Origin of the sequence: Marinobacterium aestuarii (assembly GCF_001651805.1) — a bacterium.
Lineage (GTDB): Bacteria > Pseudomonadota > Gammaproteobacteria > Pseudomonadales > Balneatricaceae > Marinobacterium_A > Marinobacterium_A aestuarii.
Map to the genome: position 1 here is coordinate 3,521,986 of NZ_CP015839.1, position 17,780 is coordinate 3,539,765.

The 17,780-nt window shown below is 59.4% G+C and carries 14 protein-coding genes; 5 read left to right on the forward strand and 9 right to left on the reverse strand.

Going from position 1 to position 17,780, the window contains the following annotated elements:
• The first annotated feature begins 222 nt into the window (after positions 1-222).
• The 4 genes from A8C75_RS15410 (at position 223) to A8C75_RS15425 (ending at position 5,678) form a co-directional block, all read left to right on the forward strand.
• Complete coding sequence (locus A8C75_RS15410) at positions 223-621, forward strand: PA2817 family protein (protein ID WP_067384321.1); 399 nt, start codon at positions 223-225, stop codon at positions 619-621.
• A 394-nt stretch (positions 622-1,015) separates the two neighbouring features.
• Positions 1,016-2,377 (forward strand): hypothetical protein, encoded by a 1,362-nt coding sequence (locus tag A8C75_RS15415; protein WP_227819943.1) that lies wholly within the window; start codon positions 1,016-1,018, stop codon positions 2,375-2,377.
• A 61-nt stretch (positions 2,378-2,438) separates the two neighbouring features.
• On the forward strand, positions 2,439-4,493 hold the full coding sequence (locus A8C75_RS15420; protein WP_067384324.1) for a LodA/GoxA family CTQ-dependent oxidase: 2,055 nt from the start codon (positions 2,439-2,441) through the stop codon (positions 4,491-4,493).
• 24 nt (positions 4,494-4,517) lie between these two features.
• A complete protein-coding gene (locus A8C75_RS15425) occupies positions 4,518-5,678 on the forward strand; it encodes an NAD(P)/FAD-dependent oxidoreductase (RefSeq protein ID WP_157890305.1) in 1,161 nt (386 codons plus the stop codon).
• Here the strand turns inward: A8C75_RS15425 and A8C75_RS15430 are convergent.
• The 6 genes from A8C75_RS15430 to A8C75_RS15450 all read right to left on the reverse strand — a co-directional run bounded on the left by A8C75_RS15430 (position 5,675) and on the right by A8C75_RS15450 (position 12,254).
• Positions 5,675-5,884, reverse strand: a complete 210-nt coding sequence (locus tag A8C75_RS15430) for a DUF3565 domain-containing protein (RefSeq protein WP_067384330.1) — start codon at positions 5,882-5,884, stop codon at positions 5,675-5,677. The two genes, A8C75_RS15425 and A8C75_RS15430, sit on opposite strands and share 4 nt — an antisense overlap.
• On the reverse strand, positions 5,881-7,839 hold the full coding sequence (locus A8C75_RS15435) for a sensor histidine kinase (RefSeq protein ID WP_084784103.1): 1,959 nt from the start codon (positions 7,837-7,839) through the stop codon (positions 5,881-5,883). Before A8C75_RS15435 ends, A8C75_RS15430 begins: the two co-directional genes overlap by 4 nt.
• A gap of 395 nt (positions 7,840-8,234) precedes the next feature.
• Positions 8,235-10,013 carry an SLC13 family permease gene (locus A8C75_RS15440; protein ID WP_067384335.1) on the reverse strand — a complete coding sequence of 593 codons (1,779 nt, stop codon included), beginning with the start codon at positions 10,011-10,013 and terminating at the stop codon, positions 8,235-8,237.
• Between the two features lie 197 nt (positions 10,014-10,210).
• Positions 10,211-10,387 carry a hypothetical protein gene (locus A8C75_RS23660; RefSeq protein ID WP_157890306.1) on the reverse strand — a complete coding sequence of 59 codons (177 nt, stop codon included), beginning with the start codon at positions 10,385-10,387 and terminating at the stop codon, positions 10,211-10,213.
• 94 nt (positions 10,388-10,481) lie between these two features.
• A complete protein-coding gene (locus A8C75_RS15445) occupies positions 10,482-11,618 on the reverse strand; it encodes an acyl-CoA dehydrogenase family protein (protein WP_067384341.1) in 1,137 nt (378 codons plus the stop codon).
• Positions 11,619-11,732: 114 nt separating this feature from the next.
• Positions 11,733-12,254 carry a flavin reductase family protein gene (locus A8C75_RS15450; protein ID WP_067384344.1) on the reverse strand — a complete coding sequence of 174 codons (522 nt, stop codon included), beginning with the start codon at positions 12,252-12,254 and terminating at the stop codon, positions 11,733-11,735.
• A gap of 179 nt (positions 12,255-12,433) precedes the next feature.
• On the opposite strand from A8C75_RS15450, the gene A8C75_RS15455 reads away from it, so the two are divergent.
• Positions 12,434-13,129: a winged helix-turn-helix transcriptional regulator gene (locus A8C75_RS15455; RefSeq protein ID WP_067384347.1), complete on the forward strand. Its 696-nt coding sequence runs from the start codon at positions 12,434-12,436 to the stop codon at positions 13,127-13,129.
• A gap of 91 nt (positions 13,130-13,220) precedes the next feature.
• Here the strand turns inward: A8C75_RS15455 and A8C75_RS15460 are convergent, their stop codons facing one another.
• Genes A8C75_RS15460 through A8C75_RS15470 form a run of 3 tightly spaced genes read right to left on the reverse strand, consistent with a single transcriptional unit; the run spans position 13,221 to position 17,720 of the window.
• The gene (locus A8C75_RS15460) at positions 13,221-16,076 is read right to left on the reverse strand and encodes a bifunctional diguanylate cyclase/phosphodiesterase (protein ID WP_162272102.1); all 2,856 of its coding nucleotides are present in this window, start codon (positions 16,074-16,076) and stop codon (positions 13,221-13,223) included.
• 8 nt (positions 16,077-16,084) lie between these two features.
• On the reverse strand, positions 16,085-17,266 hold the full coding sequence (locus tag A8C75_RS15465; RefSeq protein WP_067384354.1) for a hypothetical protein: 1,182 nt from the start codon (positions 17,264-17,266) through the stop codon (positions 16,085-16,087).
• 25 nt (positions 17,267-17,291) lie between these two features.
• Complete coding sequence (locus A8C75_RS15470; protein WP_084784105.1) at positions 17,292-17,720, reverse strand: hypothetical protein; 429 nt, start codon at positions 17,718-17,720, stop codon at positions 17,292-17,294.
• Positions 17,721-17,780: the final 60 nt, after the last annotated feature.

Below are 17,780 nucleotides of genomic sequence, written 5' to 3' on the forward strand. Positions count from 1 at the left end.
GGGGTGTCGACAGGCCCATGGGGCCTGGATGCGCCTTGCAGCTGCAGGTGCGACGGCTTCAGAGGCTCTCTATATGCGGCCAAAGGGGCTCAATTTCAACCTCGAAACGCCTTGCAAAGAGGCCCATACCCTTGCCACGCCATGCAAAATCGCGCTGAAGAATGCTCGCCCCGGCCCCATCCTTTGCTAAAATAGCGCCCCTTCAACCGAGGGTAGCCACCGATGATTGCCGATTATCACCAGTTCCAGCTCAATCTGCTCAAAGTCGCCAGCAACAACCTGCTGCGCCAGGCGCCATTCAACCTGGAAGAGCTGGGGGAAAACGAGATCGAGTTTCAGCAGCAGCTGATCGCCCTGGTGGCAGACCTTGAGCACATGCGCGGGGATTATATCGAATCCGGCCAGCAAATTCTGTCCCGTCTGGTACGACATTACCCCGACCTGGTGCCATTGGTGCCCCGGGACCTGTTCTGGCTCTTTGGTGGCGAGCTGCTGCATTTCATGCCGGACGACGAAATCGAGATATTCCAGCAGCTGGATGAACAACGCTACGCCGCAGAAACCGCCGGTGAAAGCTTCAATTACGAAGAGTCCCGCGCACGGCTGCTGGGCCTGAACTGACAGACGGAAAGACCGACAACAACCGATCCCAGCAAGGCTCGGGAAAATAGCGGCGCGACGGAACGGACCCAGCGCGCCACTATGGCATTTGAGTTCGAACCCGGGCATGGTCTTGCCTGGGTGATCAAAAACAGCTCCCGCGTACGACCTGCACCATGCTGCCTGGTTTTCCTTGCCCCTGCGCAGCGCAATTATCTGCCCAGGACCTTCACCTGTATCAACAGATTGAAGCCCACCCGTTCAAACATCTGTTTAAATATTTGAACCCCCCTGCCTCTGCGACTAGTCTTTACCCCACTCAATAGCCATGGACAGCCATCCGCAAAATAGAAAAATGTGAAAAAACAGAAAATACACGTCTGATAATTCACAATAACTTCAAAGGGAATTGAATATGAAAAACCGATTTTCAGTTGGGATACTGAGCGTCGCTGTGCTGCTGTCACTGACCAGTTTTTCAGCCACCGCGGCGCAATCCGGCTCCCACCCGGACGACAACTGCAGCGCCATCGACGGCTGGTTTCCCCATAACCAGACACCTGAGCCCGACAGCGCAGATTTCACCGCCGATTCGGCCTGCTCCTTTCACCGCTGGTCCTGGCAGATGTTTCTATGGCTGACGCAGGAGGTCGAGGGCAAGCCGCGCTTCCTCTCTTTCCAGTCGCCCTACACACTGCTGAACCTCGACAACCGCACCAGCATGCTGCCCCGGCTGGAAAAATCGGGCTCGCCCAGAGCGCTGGATGAATATCTCCAGGCCGGCACCGAAGGCATCATGATCGATCAGAATGGACGGGCGCTTTATTATTCCCAGTACCTGAACGACACCTTTGTATCCTTTATTCAGGACCAGAAGCTGCTCGATCCCGACGTCGTCCGGCAGTTCGACCCGCACACTCCCTTCCCGGTTGAAACACTGGAACTCAAGGCATCCTGGAAAGTCGTGATGCCGGGTGAAAGCACGGCTGGATTTTTCACCATGCCATCGTCCGTCTATAAACTGGTCAACAAGGATGGCGTCATTGTTGTCGACGACACCCAGCCGATCGACGCCACTTTGGCACTGGTGGGTTTCCATATCGGCGGCGTGGTCAAGGACCATCCGGAGATGATCTGGGCCACCTTCGAGCATAAGGACAATGCCCCCGATGTACCGGCCACATTCGATGCCAATACCCTGATATCCGACCGGGACTGGACCTTCTACCAGGCCAACACGCCCTATTCGGGCTGCAACATCAACCCCGCCAAATCCGTCGAACTCAAGCTGGACGAGGCCACCCAGACCCTGACGCCGATCACCCAGGTCTGCCGCCGCTATGCCTTTGGCAACGACCCCAACCAGACGACGCAGAGCGTCCCGACCAACATTGCCGACGTCAAGCGCCTGAACAGCAGCGTGCTGTCGCAACTGTCCGGCGAGGATGTCTGGTCCAACTATTTCCAGGTAGGCGCCATCTGGTTTGCACCCGGTGCCACGCTTGAACCCAATATGGCCCTGGCGACCGATACCGAGGGCGGCAAGCAGCTGTTGACCGGCTCGCTGAAGCTGTCCAATGCGGCGGTCGAAACCTTCACCCAGTCCCAGAGCACGATGAACAACTGCTTTCGTTGCCATAACACCCTGCACCGCTTTCCCCCGAACACCTCCCTCGACCCGCTGCCGGGTCTCAACCTGAATATCAGCCACGCGTTCGTGAATCTGTATTTCTGGTCTCAGGAGCTGGCACAGCAGAAAAAGGCCGGCACCAACTAGACCCATCGCCTGCGCCTATACCGGGCCTTAGCATCTTCATCGAATTACAGGGTGTACCCTTATGAGCAACAGCATTTTTCGAATTCATCCCGCCATCAATTTCGGCCGTGTCGGCAACAGCGATGACTACTACCTGGCACCGGAAACCGCCGCCGGTGAAGTGCTGGACAAAACCAGCGGACTCTTTGGCGGACTGCCGATCCAGCCCGGGACTGAAGATACGCCCATCGACGCCCAGGCCTTTCGCGACGCCAGCCAGAATGTCGTGCGCCAGGCCGCGCGCTATCGCATCTATGCCTACGACGCCCTGCAACAGCGCTACCCGTCCGAGGATCCCGGGCGCGAAATCCGGATAGGCGATTGCATCGACGGCAAGACGATCACCGATATTGTCTGGACCGTTCATCTGGCCAACAAGAAAAACAACAACTTCAAAATCACCAGCAGCAATGGCCAGGAGGAAGGTATCGATGCTTACCAGGATAACGCTACCCCGCCGCTGCGAAACCCCAGCTACGGCAATGACCTGGGCGATGCAACCCGGCGTACCCGGCTGGTGATCGATGCAGGCCCCCGCGCCATCCGTTCGACGGATGCACAGCAGGTGATCAGGTTCAGCGCGGACTCGCCCTGCAGCCATGCCGACGCCCAGGGAACCATTCAGCCGCTGCCCGACTACCCGCTAAGCTTTCCGGGCGATCATTTCGACAACCTCAATCCTGAACTGGGCTGCATCAAATCGCTCGGCGATCTGAGGATAGAGGCGGGTACCGGCCGGCTGATCGTGGCCGGCGGCTTCGGCGAGGCCTTCTCCTTTGTCGATGCCAGCGGCGAAAAACCCACACTGAAAGATGCCATCGACAACGACGGCTGGTTCGACGATGTCGCGGATGGCCCGGTGGAGGCCGTGATCCTGTTTGATGACGGCTCCGCGGTCAGCGCCACCGGCGCCTGGTTCGTCTCCACGGACCCTGCCTATGCGCCGCAAACCCGCAACGTGGTGTCGACCTGGGACGATGTCTTCAGCACCTGGGTCGAGGAGCTGGCACTGATCCCTTCGCTGTTCAGCAATGGCCAGTACAATGCCGATTACCCGGCCTCCTTCAATCAGGATATCCTGCCGGTATTTCACGGCGCCTTTCTGCAGCGCTGGAATACCAGCCTCCCGGCACAGGGCGTACAGGGCCACAACTGGGTCGCCGCGATCAAGCCGTCCGACGACCCTAAAGCCAAGATTCCCAACTTCCAGTCGCTGATTCGCGACCCCAACGCCAGCGAAGAAGACAGCCAGGGCGTGAAGATGCCCCTGGCCCTGGGCGATGCGCAGAAAAGCTTTCTGTCACTCACCCGCACCCAGTACTTTCTGATGATGCAGTGGTACAACGGCAAAAGCCTGGAATCGGGTGCACCGCTGGGGGCCGGCGAAAAGCTCGACCGGGTGGTGCTGGAAAACTGCCTGGGCGGGCGCTACTCCCCCGGTATCGACCTTACGTTCATCGTGCGGGATATCAACCTGTACCAGCAGCAGTGGCAGGGAAGCACCGGGCCACTGCGCATCAACCGCAAGCCGCTGAACTATGCCACCAGCACTCAGGGCCAGCCCTTTCTGGATGTCGGCTATATACCGCTGCGCAGCACCCAGGTCGAGCCCGGCGATCTGAGCAAGTTCATGTCCCAGCCCTGGCACACGGACTACAACAGTTGCGCCGTGCACACGCCGGATCCCAATCCGTCGGACAACAATACCCTGTACTGGTCATGGCCTGCGCAGCGGCCGGTGCAGGTGTATCCCGTGGGCGCCTGCACCTTCGATGCGCAACGCAAGGTCTGGAACCTGGGCGGACAGGTGTTCAGCATCCGGGGCGACGGCGAGGGCGCACAGAACGGCACCCACACCAATCTGCCGCAGAACGAGGGGCGCTATCAGCAATATATCGACTTCATGCATAACTGGCACAAAACCGGCTTTATCATCCAGGGCAGCCAGATCAAGGACGACCAGGGCGGCGACTACGGCAGTGACAAGTTCCTCGAAGTCGCAAGCCTGTACAGCGCCAATGGCGATATAGTGCAGCCCTGGCCCACGTCGGTAACACCGACAAAGCCGGATGCCTGAGTGCATCAGGGGGGCGATGGCAGCATGAACGCGCGCGATAGCACCCGGCTACCCACCGCCATTATAGGCGCCGGGCCCGCCGGGCTCGCCACCGCGATTTCGCTGCAGCAGCAAGGCTATCCGTGCCCCCTGCTGCTGTTCGATGCAGGGCGGGGACTGTCCCCCCGAATAGGCGAATCCATCCCGCCGGCAGCGACACCCCCATTAAAAGACCTGTTGGGCCCCGCGGCAGCGCAGCATCTGGCGCGGCACCTGGTCTGCCCCGGCAGCATGTCGGTCTGGAACAGCGAACAGCCGGGGCACAACGACTTTCTGTATGATCTGTCAGGCCAGGGTTACCACCTGGACCGGGCCCTGTTTGAGCAGCAGCTCAGCCAGGGTGTGGACTGGCGCGGCATAGAACACTACCAGGGATACCGCCTGCTGCGCGCAGAATCCCGGGAACCGGGCTACGACCTGGTGTTTCGCACCCCGGACGCGCGCGAGGAAAGCGTCCGGGCGGGCTTCGTGGTCGATGCTACTGGCCCGGCGTCGGTGTTTGCGCGCAAAACAGGCATCGCGCGGAATCTGCTGGATGAAGTGCTGTTTGCCTGCGCGCGCTTTACCCTGCCCGACAACAGCGCTGGCCTGCAGCATTCACTTATCGAAGCGACCGCAAACGGCTGGTGGTATGGGGCACGGCTGCCGGACAATCAAATGATCCTGACACTCTGTTCGGACCGCGCGCTGATCAAGCAGCAGCGGTATCAGCAACCCTGGGCCTGGCTCGACGCACTCCAGCAGACAACCTGGCTGCGCCATCAGATTCCCGCCTGCATTAGCCAGGCGGCGGCCGAAACACTCGATATACTGTTGCGGCCGGCCTTCTCGTCGATCCTGTCCGCCGTCGCCGGCGACCGCTGGCTGGCCGTGGGCGATGCCGCCGCCTGCTATGATCCGATCTCGTCCGCCGGCATCACCAAGGCCCTGCTGCAGGGACAGCAGGCCGCTGCCGCCATGGTGCAGTACGCGCAATCGGGGGAAGGCACAGCCCTGGCCGACTACCAGGACCAGGTGTTTGCGGATTTCAATCAGTATGCCGGGGTTCGGCGACAGCTATATCACGGCGAGACACGCTTCTGGAACGCGCCCTTCTGGCGACGACGACGCGGCGACATCAAGGATAGTCCGCTGGCGCGCACTTAGTCACAGCGGTCCACCGGCGCGCCCTGATCACATTTTTTGCACTCCAGTTCGCAGCCCAGCTTTGACGCCCGCCCCTGTTCGGTGATTACCCAGGGGCGACTTACCCAGGGCGGGTTATGTCGTACGTGCTGAAAATGTCCGCAGGCCAGCTGCGCCACCCAGTCACCGAGCTCATCCAGGTGATAGCCCGTAATTGGCTGTTTCATGCAAGCTCAGTCGCGGGATTCAGCGGCAGCTCAAAGCTAAAGCAGGCACCTTCTCCCGGCGTACTGATGCAATTGAGGGTGCCACCATGCTTTTCCACAATTTCCTTGGTGATCGCAAGCCCAAGCCCGGTGCCGCCTTTTTGCCGCGTATCGGAGGAATCCGCCTGGGAAAATCTCTCAAAAATGCGCGCCTGAAACTCAAGCGCAACCCCGGGGCCGTTATCGGACACACTGACCCGCACCCGCTCAGCCAGCACACGGCTTTCAATCCGAACCTCTCCTGCGTCGGGGGAGTACTTGATGGCATTGGACAGCAGGTTCGACATCACCTGCATCAGCCGGCTCTCAACCCCCAGCACGCGGGTGTCAGCACCCTCGCCGGGGTGCCAGAGGATGTGCACGCCATATTTGCCCGCATAGCCCTGCATGGAGGCGACAGCCTTGTCGATCAGAGTTTCGAGCGATAGCGGATGCAGCTGGAAGTTGTTATTGGTGAGCTGAAGCTTGTTGATATCCAGCAGGTCATTGATCAGCTGCTCCAGCCGGTGACTGTTGTCATAGGCGATCTGCAGCATCCGCTGTGCCGGCGCCGGCACCTCGCCCAGCTTGTTGCCGACAATCAGGCCAAGCGCCCCCTTGATGGACGTCAGGGGCGTACGCAGCTCATGACTGACCGTGGAAATGAACTCATCCTTCATGCGCTCGACTTTCCTGCGCTCGCTGACATCATTGAAAACAACCACAGAGCCCACCACAAGGCCATCTTTTTTCAGTGGTGTGCGGGTGTACTCCACCGGATAGCTTGAACCGTCCCGGCGCCAGAACTGCTCACCCTGCACCCGGTACACCTCGTCCAGGGGCTCCGTACCTGAGCCTTTAGCCCTGGTGGCCGGCACGCCTGGCTGAATCAGCGCACCCATATGAGCCCCCAGCAGTTCCTCGGCACCGTATCCGAGAATCTGACAGGCAGCCGGGTTCGAGAAAGTGACACAGCCCTCCAGATCCAGACCGTAAATGCCTTCACCGACGGCATTCAGCAGCAGGCGATTGTGCCGCTCGGACGCCTGCAGCGCATGGGTCGATTCACTGATGCGCCAGGCCAGCAGCATCACCAGCACCAGCAGCATGACCGAGGTGATAGATGATATCAGTGCCGCCGCATAGGCTCTGGGCAGCCAGCCGGCCGAGATCGCGTAGACAGCCCCGCCCACCAGTATAAAAGGCAACAGCAGCGCCAATGGAATGGCCTTCCTGACGATCAGGCTGCCAATACCCTCACCTACCAGTAAAGAAAAGAAACCTGAATCCGTGCGCCTGATAATCACCAGAGTGCCCAGCAGGACAAAACAGACCAGGGTTTGCAGCGAGGTAACGGTAAAGGAGGACTGGCTGAACAGCTGCGACGCCTTGAAGCTGTAGCCGGCAATAATGATCAGTATCATGGCGCCCATGGCGATACTCAGGCTATCAGCGGCTCTGTTGCGCCAAGGGCCCCGCAGACTGGACTCGGCAACGAGTATCAGCCCGACAACCAGAAACAGCAGGGCCGTCTGCAGGGACATGCGCCCCGGCAGATCGGCCGCCGTATCGGCCGCCAGCAGGGTATCGAGCCCGAAGGTCCGTCCGCTCAGGTGCCCCAGCAAGGCGGTGCCGGACAGTAGCAGCACCAAAAATGCACAGAGGCAGGCCGCGCCACGCCGCAACCGATTGGGGTGCAGCCCGCCCAGCTGGTAATTCCCCAGGCACAGCAGAAACGCCAGCGCCGTGTTGGCCTTCATCAGGAACCAGTCACCGGGCAACTGCGCGCCCACCCAGGGCAGCAGCCAGCCCAGCAGTACCGGCGTCGCTATCGCCAGCATCAATACAATACAGGTCAGCTTGACGGTACCTAGCAACCTATACTGCGGCGCTGCAGACCGGACCGAAGGCTCAGTTGCGGCATCTGAGATATGCATACTCAAAATCCCTTTTATTCAGCGCCAGACTTCAGCGTTATAGATCAAAACTGTAACCATACGAGGTGGTGCAAAAGAGCCGCCGCGTTTCCCGACAGGCGGCATTGTTCCACGGCCGCGATCCTGCGGCTAGTGTACTGCTTCGCCCTAATGGGTGCTTATAGAGCCCGCCAATTCGTGTCCGGCAAGGCGCCGTTCGCCGGTAATGTGGGGCTCTTGCCAAGAGCGGCAACGCAGCTGGGCGCGAATTGGCGCGCTCCCTGCGGGCGAGCCGCCAGAAGGCCGTCCGCGGTGTTGCATTTCCTCGACATAGGCCCACTATGCCTTCGAAAATGCGCCGTGCGGCCCACCTCCTGGCGACTCGCTAAAAGCGCCTCTAAGAGCGAAGCAGTACACTAGAGCGGCCAGACCAGCAATATCAGCGGCACCGCCAGCAGCACAATCAGAATTTCCAGCGGCAACCCCATGCGCCAGTAATCCCCGAAGGCGTATCCGCCGGGACCCAGCACCAGGGTGTTGGACTGATGCCCGATCGGGGTCAAAAAGGCACAGGATGCACCTACGGCCACGGCCATGAAAAACGGATCCGGACTGACGCCCAGCCCCATGGCGATACCGTAGGCCAGCGGCGCCATGATCACGGCCGTGGCCGCATTGTTGATAATGTCCGACAGGAACATGGTCACCACCAGCACCAGGCCGATGACCAGATACACCGGAATACCCTCGGTCAGGGCCAGTACTTCTGCGGCCAGCAACTGCGTAAGCCCCGTACTCTGCAGTGCCGAGCCCACCGGAATCATGGCCGAGAGCAGGATGATCACCGGCCAGTCGATGGCATCATACAGATTGCGCACCGGCAGAATTTCGAGCAGCAGATAGACCACAACGGCAAGAAAAAACACGACCGCCAGCGGCAACACCTTGGCAACGCCCAGCGCAATGGCCACGGCAAAGATGGTCAGTGCGATGGCAATTTTTTTCGGCTGCCCCAGACTGAGATTCCGCTCAGCCAGCGGAATCATGCCCAGTTCACTGAGCTGTTCATCAACATCATCGGCAGCGCCCTGCAACAGCAGAATATCGCCGGCCTGGAACTGCTCGCGCCGCAGCCGCCTGCGAATCTGCTGCCCTTCCCGGGCCAGGCCGACCAGCGCCAGGGAACTGCCGCTGCGCCTGCGCAAAAAGGGCACATCGCGCCCCTCCAGCACCGAACCTCTCTTGATAACCCCCTCCACCAGGGTGAGGTCGCCCTGGGTCAGCTCGGCAAATTTCTTGTCGGCACTGGTGATCAGCTCCAGATCGTTCTTGTCGAGCAAAGGCTGAATCTCCGACGGATCGGCCTGCAGAATCAGAATATCGCCGGCATTGAGCCGCTGTCCCGGACGCATCGACAGCGTCTTGCCATGGCGATGCGCCACACCTACCACCTCGATGCTGCCGTCATCCAGACCGTCGATATCCTCCACCGGCCGGCCCACCAAACCGGAATCTGCGGTCACTATCACTTCGGTCAGGTATTCATCAATGGCAAACAGCTGCTCGGGCGAGCTGCGCTTGAGGCGTGCCGCCGGTATCAGGCGCCAGCCCAGCAGCGTGATAAAGAGCACACCGATGATGGCGATGGCCACCCCCACCGGGGAGAAATCAAACATGTTGAATGATTCTCCGCTCACCTCGGCCCGCATCATGGCAATAATAATATTGGGTGGCGTACCTATGGCCGTGGTCATGCCCCCCAGAATACTGCCAAAGGCCAGCGGCATCAGTATCAGCGCCGGCGAGCGCTGATGCTTGCTGCAGGTCGCCAGCGCAACGGGCAGCATCAGCGCCAGCGCCCCCACGTTGTTCATAAAGGCGGACGCCACCGTCACGACCGAGGTCATAATCAGAATATGGCTGAGCGGATGCTCGGTATAGGGCAGGATTTTCTGTACGATCAGGTCCACCACACCGGAGCGGCGCAGTGCATCGGAGATCACCAGCACCGCCGCCACCGTTACCACCGCCGGGTGGCCGAAACCTGCAAACGCATCTTCAGCCGTCACCAGGCCGGCAAGCACGCACAGCCCCAGTGCGATCGCAGCCACCACATCATGGCGATACTTCCCCCAGACAAAGAGTACCAAGGTCGCCAGCAGGATGGCGGAGATAAGCCACTGTTCAAAATTCAAGCTGAAACTCCCTGTTCACAGGCCTCTGATGATAGAGCACCGCAGGGGGAATAAACAGGCAAAGCACTATTGCGACCCTCCAGCTGACACCGTCTCGCGCCCTGGAAAATCAAACATCGGCAGCGCTGTTCGAAGGTAACCGGTATCGCGCAAGCGCTAGCGGTTGCCACCAAAGACCCCGGATCTAACAGCAGACTTCATGACGCCAGCTCCTGCCACAGACGTTCATTGCGCTGAAGCTCGAGCGCCATGGGGTCGACACCTATATCTTTCAGCGTATGCCGATCCAGTAACGGTACTGCCGTATGCCTGGCCCAGCACCGAGGCTGATGCCAGGATTTCAAGTGTTGGATAACAGATTTGAGAAATTTCATAACTGTCTCCCGATACTAGTTGTGTCAGGGGCTGGACTCATGACCAGGTCACTTGCCCTGCCCCTCTAGGGACGCTTGTCAGGCCAGTCAGATTTCAGAATGCCTGAGTGGGGGGTTCTTTTCCCATGGCCAGTGAGCCGGTGAACAGATGCTGGCGTTTCTCCTGCAGCGGATGGAAATGGGATGCCATCACATCACGCAGCAGGTTTTCGATACCATTGCCGCGCATAAAGCCCCGGCCGCCACTGGCCTCCAGAGCCTTGGCGGTCACCCCCTTGCAGGCCTCGGCAACCAGGGTTTTGCGTTTGACCACCTCATTGACGGTTGCCAGGTCCGCACTGAAGCCGAACTCGTCGACGATATCGATCATGCTGTTCAGTGCGACCTCGGCGCAGGTCAATGCGTTCTCCATCTCACCGAGCAGATAGGGTGTTACCGGATCCAGGCTGCTGCGGCACAGATCACGCGTACGTCTTGCCGCCTCGCGGGCCGTGCCGTAGTACACCGACATGATCAGAGGCAGCGCCACCGGCAGTACCACGCACCACATCAGGTGGAAATCCCCCCGGGGACGGCGCACCACTATACTGGCCTCAGGAACAAAGACATTTTCCAGGCTGACGCTGTTCGAACCCGAACCGCGCATGCCCAGCGGCGTCCAGTTATCAAGCACCTTGACCCCCTCGGTGCCCAGCGGTACCGGAAAATGCAATACCTGCCAGCCCTGCGCAGGGTCCTCGTAGGGCGCCGACGTCACCAGCACATCGCCGGCCGGCGAGCCGCTGGCAAAATGCTTGACGCCATTGAAGATAAAACCGCCTTCCGTTTTCTCGAGCTGACCGTTCGATGCCAGCCAGTCCCCGGCGCCGGTACTGACCAGCACCAGCTCCCGGGCAGCCACCTTTTCAAGCACCGCCTGACCCGGACGGCCATTCAGGTGGTTGTAGCGATTGGCCGCCACTATGTGCTGGTGCATGGAACAGGCCAGCGCCGTGGAGGGATGCAGTGCGGCCAGCTCCCTCAGGAAGCTGCATAGATCCCGGTAGCCGTGGCCAGCCCCGCCCAGCGCCTCGGGCACCAGCGCCGAAAAGATTTTTTCCTGCTGCAAGAGTGCGTAATTTTCCTCGGAAAACCGCTCGGCCTGCTCTGCCGCCTCACCATTTTCCGCAATCTGTCCGCCGATTCGTTCCAGTGTTTCAGCCAGACGGGGGTTAAGTGCTAGTGATTTCATCGGATTATCTCCTCGATTTGTTTTTCTTTTGCAGGACTGATCGCGTCAGCCAAAGAGAGTCGTTACACAATAGCGCCAGAGTCTTGCCCGCGCGGCTGGATCGTCCAGCCCGCGTCAGGCCAGCTGCTGCTCAGCGTCCAGGTTAGTGAAACGCCCGGCGGCGAAAACCAGCGGATGCGCATCGCCCTGCTCAACATGCAGCACCTCACCCACCAGCATCAGGTGGTCGCCCAAGGGCACAAAACGGTACAGCTTGCAGCTAATCCAGGCACAGGCATCGGCGATCAACAGCGGCGCGTCCTCACCGCCTTCAGGCCCTGGCCGACAATCAAGGCCGGCAAACTTGTCTATGCCGCGAGTAGCGAAACGCTTTGCCAGTGCAGCCTGCTGCAGACTCAACACCGACAGACTGAAGAAGCGGCAATGGGCAAAATCAGCGAAGCTGGCAGCCTTCAGATCAAGGCACCAGCCCAGCAACGGTGGATCAAGAGAGATTGAAACCAGGCTGTTGATCGTCATGCCCCTGGGCTGTTTATCAAGACCCGTGGCCGTTACCACCGATACGCCGGTTGGATAGGTGCTCAGCGTCTTGCGTAGATCGCTGCTATCAATAGGCCTTTTTATTATTCTGCACATGATGGCGCCTCCGGTTTACTCTGTAACTTGCATGCTGTTCAGGTTAATCCACCGGGGCTTTTTATAATGCTTCAAAAACAGCAGGAACCAGCTACAGTTTTTGTAGCAACTAACTACTGTAGATAAAGCTGACTACCGGAAAACCTGACCTGCCAGGCTGTCTAAACAAGGGGTACACCGTGAGCTATTACCAATTTTGCCCCATTGCCAAAGCCATGGAAGTGCTGGGCGAACGCTGGACTCTGCTGCTGGTAAGGGAACTGCTGATGGGCTCGACCCGGTTCAACGCCTTTCAGCGCGGACTCTGTCAAATGTCACCGAGCCTGCTGACCAAGCGCCTGGGAAGCCTTGAGGAAGCCGGACTTATAGTGCGCAAACGCATTCCAGGTCAGCGGGGATTCGAGTATTTTCCGACCGAGGCCTGCAGGGACCTGATGCCCGTCATCGAACAGATCGGTCACTGGGGCATGCGCTGGGCGCGCAATCAGCTCATCGAAGAGGATTATGACCTCGAACTGCTGATGATCTATCTGCAACGCAGCATCTGTCCAGACCGGCTGATCGGCAATGAAACCGTTATTCGCTTCAACTTCAAAGACGTCAAGGAGTACCCCAGCTGGTGGATAGTCGTGAAGGGAGCGGATGTCGATGTCTGTGTGCATGATCCCGGCAAAGAGGTGGATGTGTATTTCAACGTCGGCCTGAAAACCATGTGCCAGTTGTGGATGGGCGACATCAGCTACAAAAGGGCTATTTCCGAGGGACGGCTGCAACTGGTGGGGCATTCCGAGCTGACCAAGCATGTCGAGCACTGGCTCAAACCAAGCATTTTCGCCGGCATCCCGGACGCCCGGGAGATCATGGAACCCGCCTGAGAAACGGGGAGCGGACGGATGCTTGTCGGGCCTGTATTGATCTGCGGCGCATAATGACGACCCCCGGTATCATCCAATTCCCCGGCGACGCCTATTCCGAACTCCCGTGTTGATCCACGAAGTCCCACAGGGCCAATGGGTCTAGCGGGCGGCTGTAGTAATAACCCTGGATGTGGTGACAGCCGTGCTTGAGCAGAAAGTCGAGCTGCTCGCTGGTTTCCACACCTTCGGCCAGCACCCCAATGCCCAGACTGCGGCACATCACGATAATCGCCTTGACGATCGCCTCGTCATCCCTGTCCTTGCCTATGTCGCGTACAAAGCTCTGATCTATTTTCAGGGTGTTGATGGGCAAGCGTTTAAGGTAACTCAGTGAGGAGTAACCGGTGCCGAAATCATCCATCGACAGGCTGATACCCCGCTCGCGCAATTGAATCAGCTTGCTGATGGTCAGCTCCGGCTGGCGAATCACGAAGCTTTCAGTGATTTCCAGATCAAGCAGGGTCGGCGGCAAACCTGAATGCGCCAGCGCAGCGTCTACCTCCTGCAACAGACCCTCGTGGGCTATTTGCGGACCGGCAAGATTCACCCCCAGGCGAATCGGAATCATGCCCTCACCTTGCCACTGCGCCATTTGCCGACAGGCCTCGTTCAACACCCAGCGCCCCAGCGGCACAATCAGCCCCATTTCCTCGGCCAGCGGAATAAAGCGCCCGGGGGACACAGCACCAAACTCGGGATGCTGCCAGCGCACCAGCGCCTCCATGCCACAGACAAGGCCACTGAGGGCATCCACCTTGGGTTGATACTGCAGGGTAAAATCGCCCCTATCCGTTGCCCGACGCAACTCGTTGCCCAGCGCAAAGCGCTCTACCCGCACACTGCCCTGTGCCGCGTGGTACACACGGTAGCGCCCCGAGCCCTGTTCCTTGGCCTCGATCATTGCCAGGTCTGCACTTTTAACCAGGTCGGTGGCGTCCTGGCCATGCTCCGGGAACAGGCTGATACCAATGCTGAGAGTGCTGTAAATTTCGTAGCCTCCCAGATGAAACGGCTCGACAAAAGCACCAATCAGGCGCTGGGCCAAACAACTGGCCGCCGACGCTATGTCCCGTTCGCACTCCAGCATGAGTACAAACTCATCCGCTCCCAGGCGTGCCAGATGATGCTCTTCAACAGTGATTTCGCCGATACGCAGCGCCACCGCCTCGAGCAGCTGATCGCCAACATGGTGCCCAAGGCTGTCATTAACGCCTTTGAAATCGTCAATATCGCAACAGAGCATGGCCAGCTCCCGACCGGATTGCGCCGCACTTTTCAACCGCTGTACCAGCGCTTCGAAAAACAGCTGGCGGTTGGGCAGTCGGGTCAGCGGATCATGGTTGGCAAGCCAGTAGAGGCGGCTTTCAGCGTGGCGCCGCTCGGTCATGTCCAGCCCGATGGAGAGAATATAGGCATCGCGATCGCCTGCGTCGCGCAGCCGCGAATGCTGCCACGAGAGGTGCAGCTCGCGCCCATCGTCGGCGACAAAGCGCGTATCCAGCTGCAACCGCGGATTGCGGCCCTCATAAAGCGACTGCAACTGCGCCTGTGCATCCTCGCCTTCTGCCAGCAGCCCGATATCCTCGAAGCGATAACCGGGCTGCAACGGCAGGGCAAGCCCCAGCAGACGACTGCCATGCTGGTTCATGGACTGAATAACCCCGGCGCGGCTTTGCGTCAGAATCACGGCCTCCGCTGTATCAAACAGACTGGTGACAAAATCACGCTCACGCTGCAGTGCCGCGCTGCGCCGCTCCAGATGCAGGGTGTGGTCAGCCACGGCGTCCTCCAGCTCATCCAGCCGACTGGCAAGCTCACCGGCGCTGTCCGCCAGCACATCCAGCTCGTCACTAAAGGCTCTGGAACCAAGACCTGCCGGCAATTGCTGCAACTCCTGCTTGCGCAGGCCGCCGACCCTGGCCAGTTGTGGCAGCTGTTCGGCCAGGCGCCCAAGATAGCCCAGCGGGCGGCGCAACATCAGCGCCAGCAGTACCAGGACCAGCACAATGCCGCTCAGCGCGACGCTCATATCGAACAGGCGCCGGTTATGCATGGCCTCCAGCGGTGCCGTGATATCACTGATAATCAGCCAGTAGGCGCGACTGTCGGATATATCCTGAACCAGGGGTGACAACAACAGCTCCAGCTCGCGCCCATCCACCGTCAGCCTAAAGCTGGAGCCGGGGCTTTGCAGCCGCGCCGTCAGGTTCATATGACTGAGCATTGACTCATAGCGGTCACGGTTGGTAAGCGCCATCAGACGCGGCGCCAAGCCATCACCGCGCCCTGAGGGCATCAACAGCAAGCCGATATCCACGGTGCTCTGGCGATGGTACTCCAGCACCACATCATGCATCAGGCTGCCCACCAGCAGGACCGCGGTCGTGCCACCCTCGAACATAACCGGAATGGCCAGGTAACGCAGACAGTTATTCTGACATGAAATACTCTGTTGCGGCTGTTCAAGCTCAAGCACCCGCCGGACAATCTCCGGTTTGATAGCCAGTGACTCCCCCCAGGCCTGCTGCAATTGACCATCGGCGCTGTACAGCTGCACCAGATCCACCACCCCCAGCATCAGGATGTTCGTCGCTCGACTCTCCATGTCCTGGGCCTGTTGCGACCAGGGGTCATCGGTCGGTGCAGCCAGGGCGTCATTTCGCGGCAACAGCATAACCTGGGCTATATCCAGCAGACGCCTGTAACTCGTATCCACCGTGGCATTAAGCATGTCGACCTGCTGCTGACTGCGCGCACTGAGCTCGGCCGCCAGCTCCCGCTGCTGACGCGAATAGGACAGGGTTTGAGCCAGACCATAGACCAGGGACAACGTCATCAGCAGAATCAGCATCAGTTTCCATTTAAGACTGATAAAGGTACTGCTTCTGCTCGCCCTGGTACTCATGGCGCCCCCTAAAACCGGTAGGTGGCTTGGAGCGCAAACAGATTCCAGCTGCGCTCCAGCTGCAGACGGTCCGGATTGTCCTGTACCGGCAGCCAGAGGGCACCCCGCACACGGTGCCATTCCGCCCGCAGCAGCCAGGCCGGCGACGGCTGCCAGCCAACCCCCAGGGTCAGGTCCCTGGCGTAGCGCACGGCGGGCAGCGAAGCGATGCCCAGATCAGCGAGTCGCGCCTGGTAATCCAGGCCGTCCCGGTCGTCACGATCAAGATAGGCTTCGCCATAGCGCAGGATAAGATCCCATTGCGAAGAAAAACGATATTGCGCCTGCAGGTAGTAGGCCTCCAGATCGACCTCGGGCTTAAGCGCCACAACCCCGCCGAGCTCGCCCCAGTCAATATGCTGCAGCATGTATTCGGCCGTAAACAGCCAGCGCTTATATCGCGCCTGCCCTGACAGCACGGCAATATCCACATGCAGCTGACCATCCCCCGGCAACATCACGGGCACCGGATCATCGAAAGCCTCGTAATCCAGATCAAAGCTCAGCAGCGAGACGCCGGCACGCCAACGCTCCTGCGGGTCGGACAGCATCAGGCGGCCAATCACAGCCAGGCCTGAGTCAAACTCGCCGGGCATATCCCCTCCAAGATAGGGATATTCGACCGCCACATCCGTCTTGGGGAGCCCCAGCATCAGATCCAGATCCAGATGGAGACCAGCCGCCATCCCCTGGCGATAGAAGCCTGCGCCATCAACGGACAGCGCCAGATCACGGGACATGTCGTAATAGATCTCTTGGGCCAGCAGAATGGAAGGCCGCGTAAAAGCCACATCCCGGGTGTCATTATAAAAGCCGTAGGGCACCTTGAGTCGCCCCAGACGCAGGCCGCTCTGGGTCTCGAGACTGTCCTGCAGACGCCAGTCCAGCAGCAGATAATCCACTTGCGGTGAACCGTCATTGACGTTGCCGGCACGACGGGACATCAGCTGACCGGCCACCAGAAGATCAGACTTAGGTCGCCAGGACGCATTGACCGCTAGCTCACGAAAGTCGAAGCTGCCGTCTTCACTGTTGCCATAAATATTGTTGTGATCGGTGAGAAAGTAACCCTGGGTGACAAAGCCGTTCATGCGCAGGTTAGATGGCAACGCCGTGCCATCGGCTCGCACCGCCAAAGCCGCAAAGAGCATTGCGACTCCCATTAGACAAGCCAGGCTATTTGATTTCAATGACGCGCACCCCCTGAATATCGCCAACGGCAGACTCAAGGTAACCAATCCCGCCCTCGGTATGACTGACCCAATAAAGCATCTCTTCAGCGTTGCCGACGACTCTGGGTGCCTGCACGGCGCCTGAAAAAATATAGCGGTCCCAGATGCTGCGCAGCTGATAGGGAAACACACCCAGATCCTGCTTGACGAAGTCAACGTGGGCGGGATGCTGATCCTCAAATACGATCAGCGAGACGGGCTGCCCCTGGGGCCAGTGACGGTTGCGCAGTGAGAAGAGAGAAAAAAGGTAGGCTGGGCTGAGGGAGTCGGTCTGAACCCCGGGATGGGCAATCACAACCTGGGACCACAGACTTTGTACCGGCAATACGCCAAGCACGAGTGTCAGCACCCCATAACGCAGAAAATATCCCACAATCCCTTGCTACCCCCTGATATTCCTGTCAATCCGATGAATAGTATAGGAAAGAATAAG

What these genes read in the sequence shown, in the direction of transcription:
- A8C75_RS15410 (WP_067384321.1), top strand. Translation starts at nt 223, where the DNA reads ATGATTGCCGATTATCACCAGTTCCAGCTCAATCTGCTCAAAGTCGCC.
- A8C75_RS15415 (WP_227819943.1), top strand. Translation starts at nt 1,016, where the DNA reads ATGAAAAACCGATTTTCAGTTGGGATACTGAGCGTCGCTGTGCTGCTG.
- A8C75_RS15420 (WP_067384324.1), top strand. Translation starts at nt 2,439, where the DNA reads ATGAGCAACAGCATTTTTCGAATTCATCCCGCCATCAATTTCGGCCGT.
- A8C75_RS15425 (WP_157890305.1), top strand. Translation starts at nt 4,518, where the DNA reads ATGAACGCGCGCGATAGCACCCGGCTACCCACCGCCATTATAGGCGCC.
- A8C75_RS15430 (WP_067384330.1), bottom strand. Translation starts at nt 5,884, where the DNA reads ATGAAACAGCCAATTACGGGCTATCACCTGGATGAGCTCGGTGACTGG.
- A8C75_RS15435 (WP_084784103.1), bottom strand. Translation starts at nt 7,839, where the DNA reads ATGCATATCTCAGATGCCGCAACTGAGCCTTCGGTCCGGTCTGCAGCG.
- A8C75_RS23660 (WP_157890306.1), bottom strand. Translation starts at nt 10,387, where the DNA reads ATGAAATTTCTCAAATCTGTTATCCAACACTTGAAATCCTGGCATCAG.
- A8C75_RS15445 (WP_067384341.1), bottom strand. Translation starts at nt 11,618, where the DNA reads ATGAAATCACTAGCACTTAACCCCCGTCTGGCTGAAACACTGGAACGA.
- A8C75_RS15450 (WP_067384344.1), bottom strand. Translation starts at nt 12,254, where the DNA reads ATGTGCAGAATAATAAAAAGGCCTATTGATAGCAGCGATCTACGCAAG.
- A8C75_RS15460 (WP_162272102.1), bottom strand. Translation starts at nt 16,076, where the DNA reads ATGAGTACCAGGGCGAGCAGAAGCAGTACCTTTATCAGTCTTAAATGG.
- A8C75_RS15465 (WP_067384354.1), bottom strand. Translation starts at nt 17,266, where the DNA reads ATGCTCTTTGCGGCTTTGGCGGTGCGAGCCGATGGCACGGCGTTGCCA.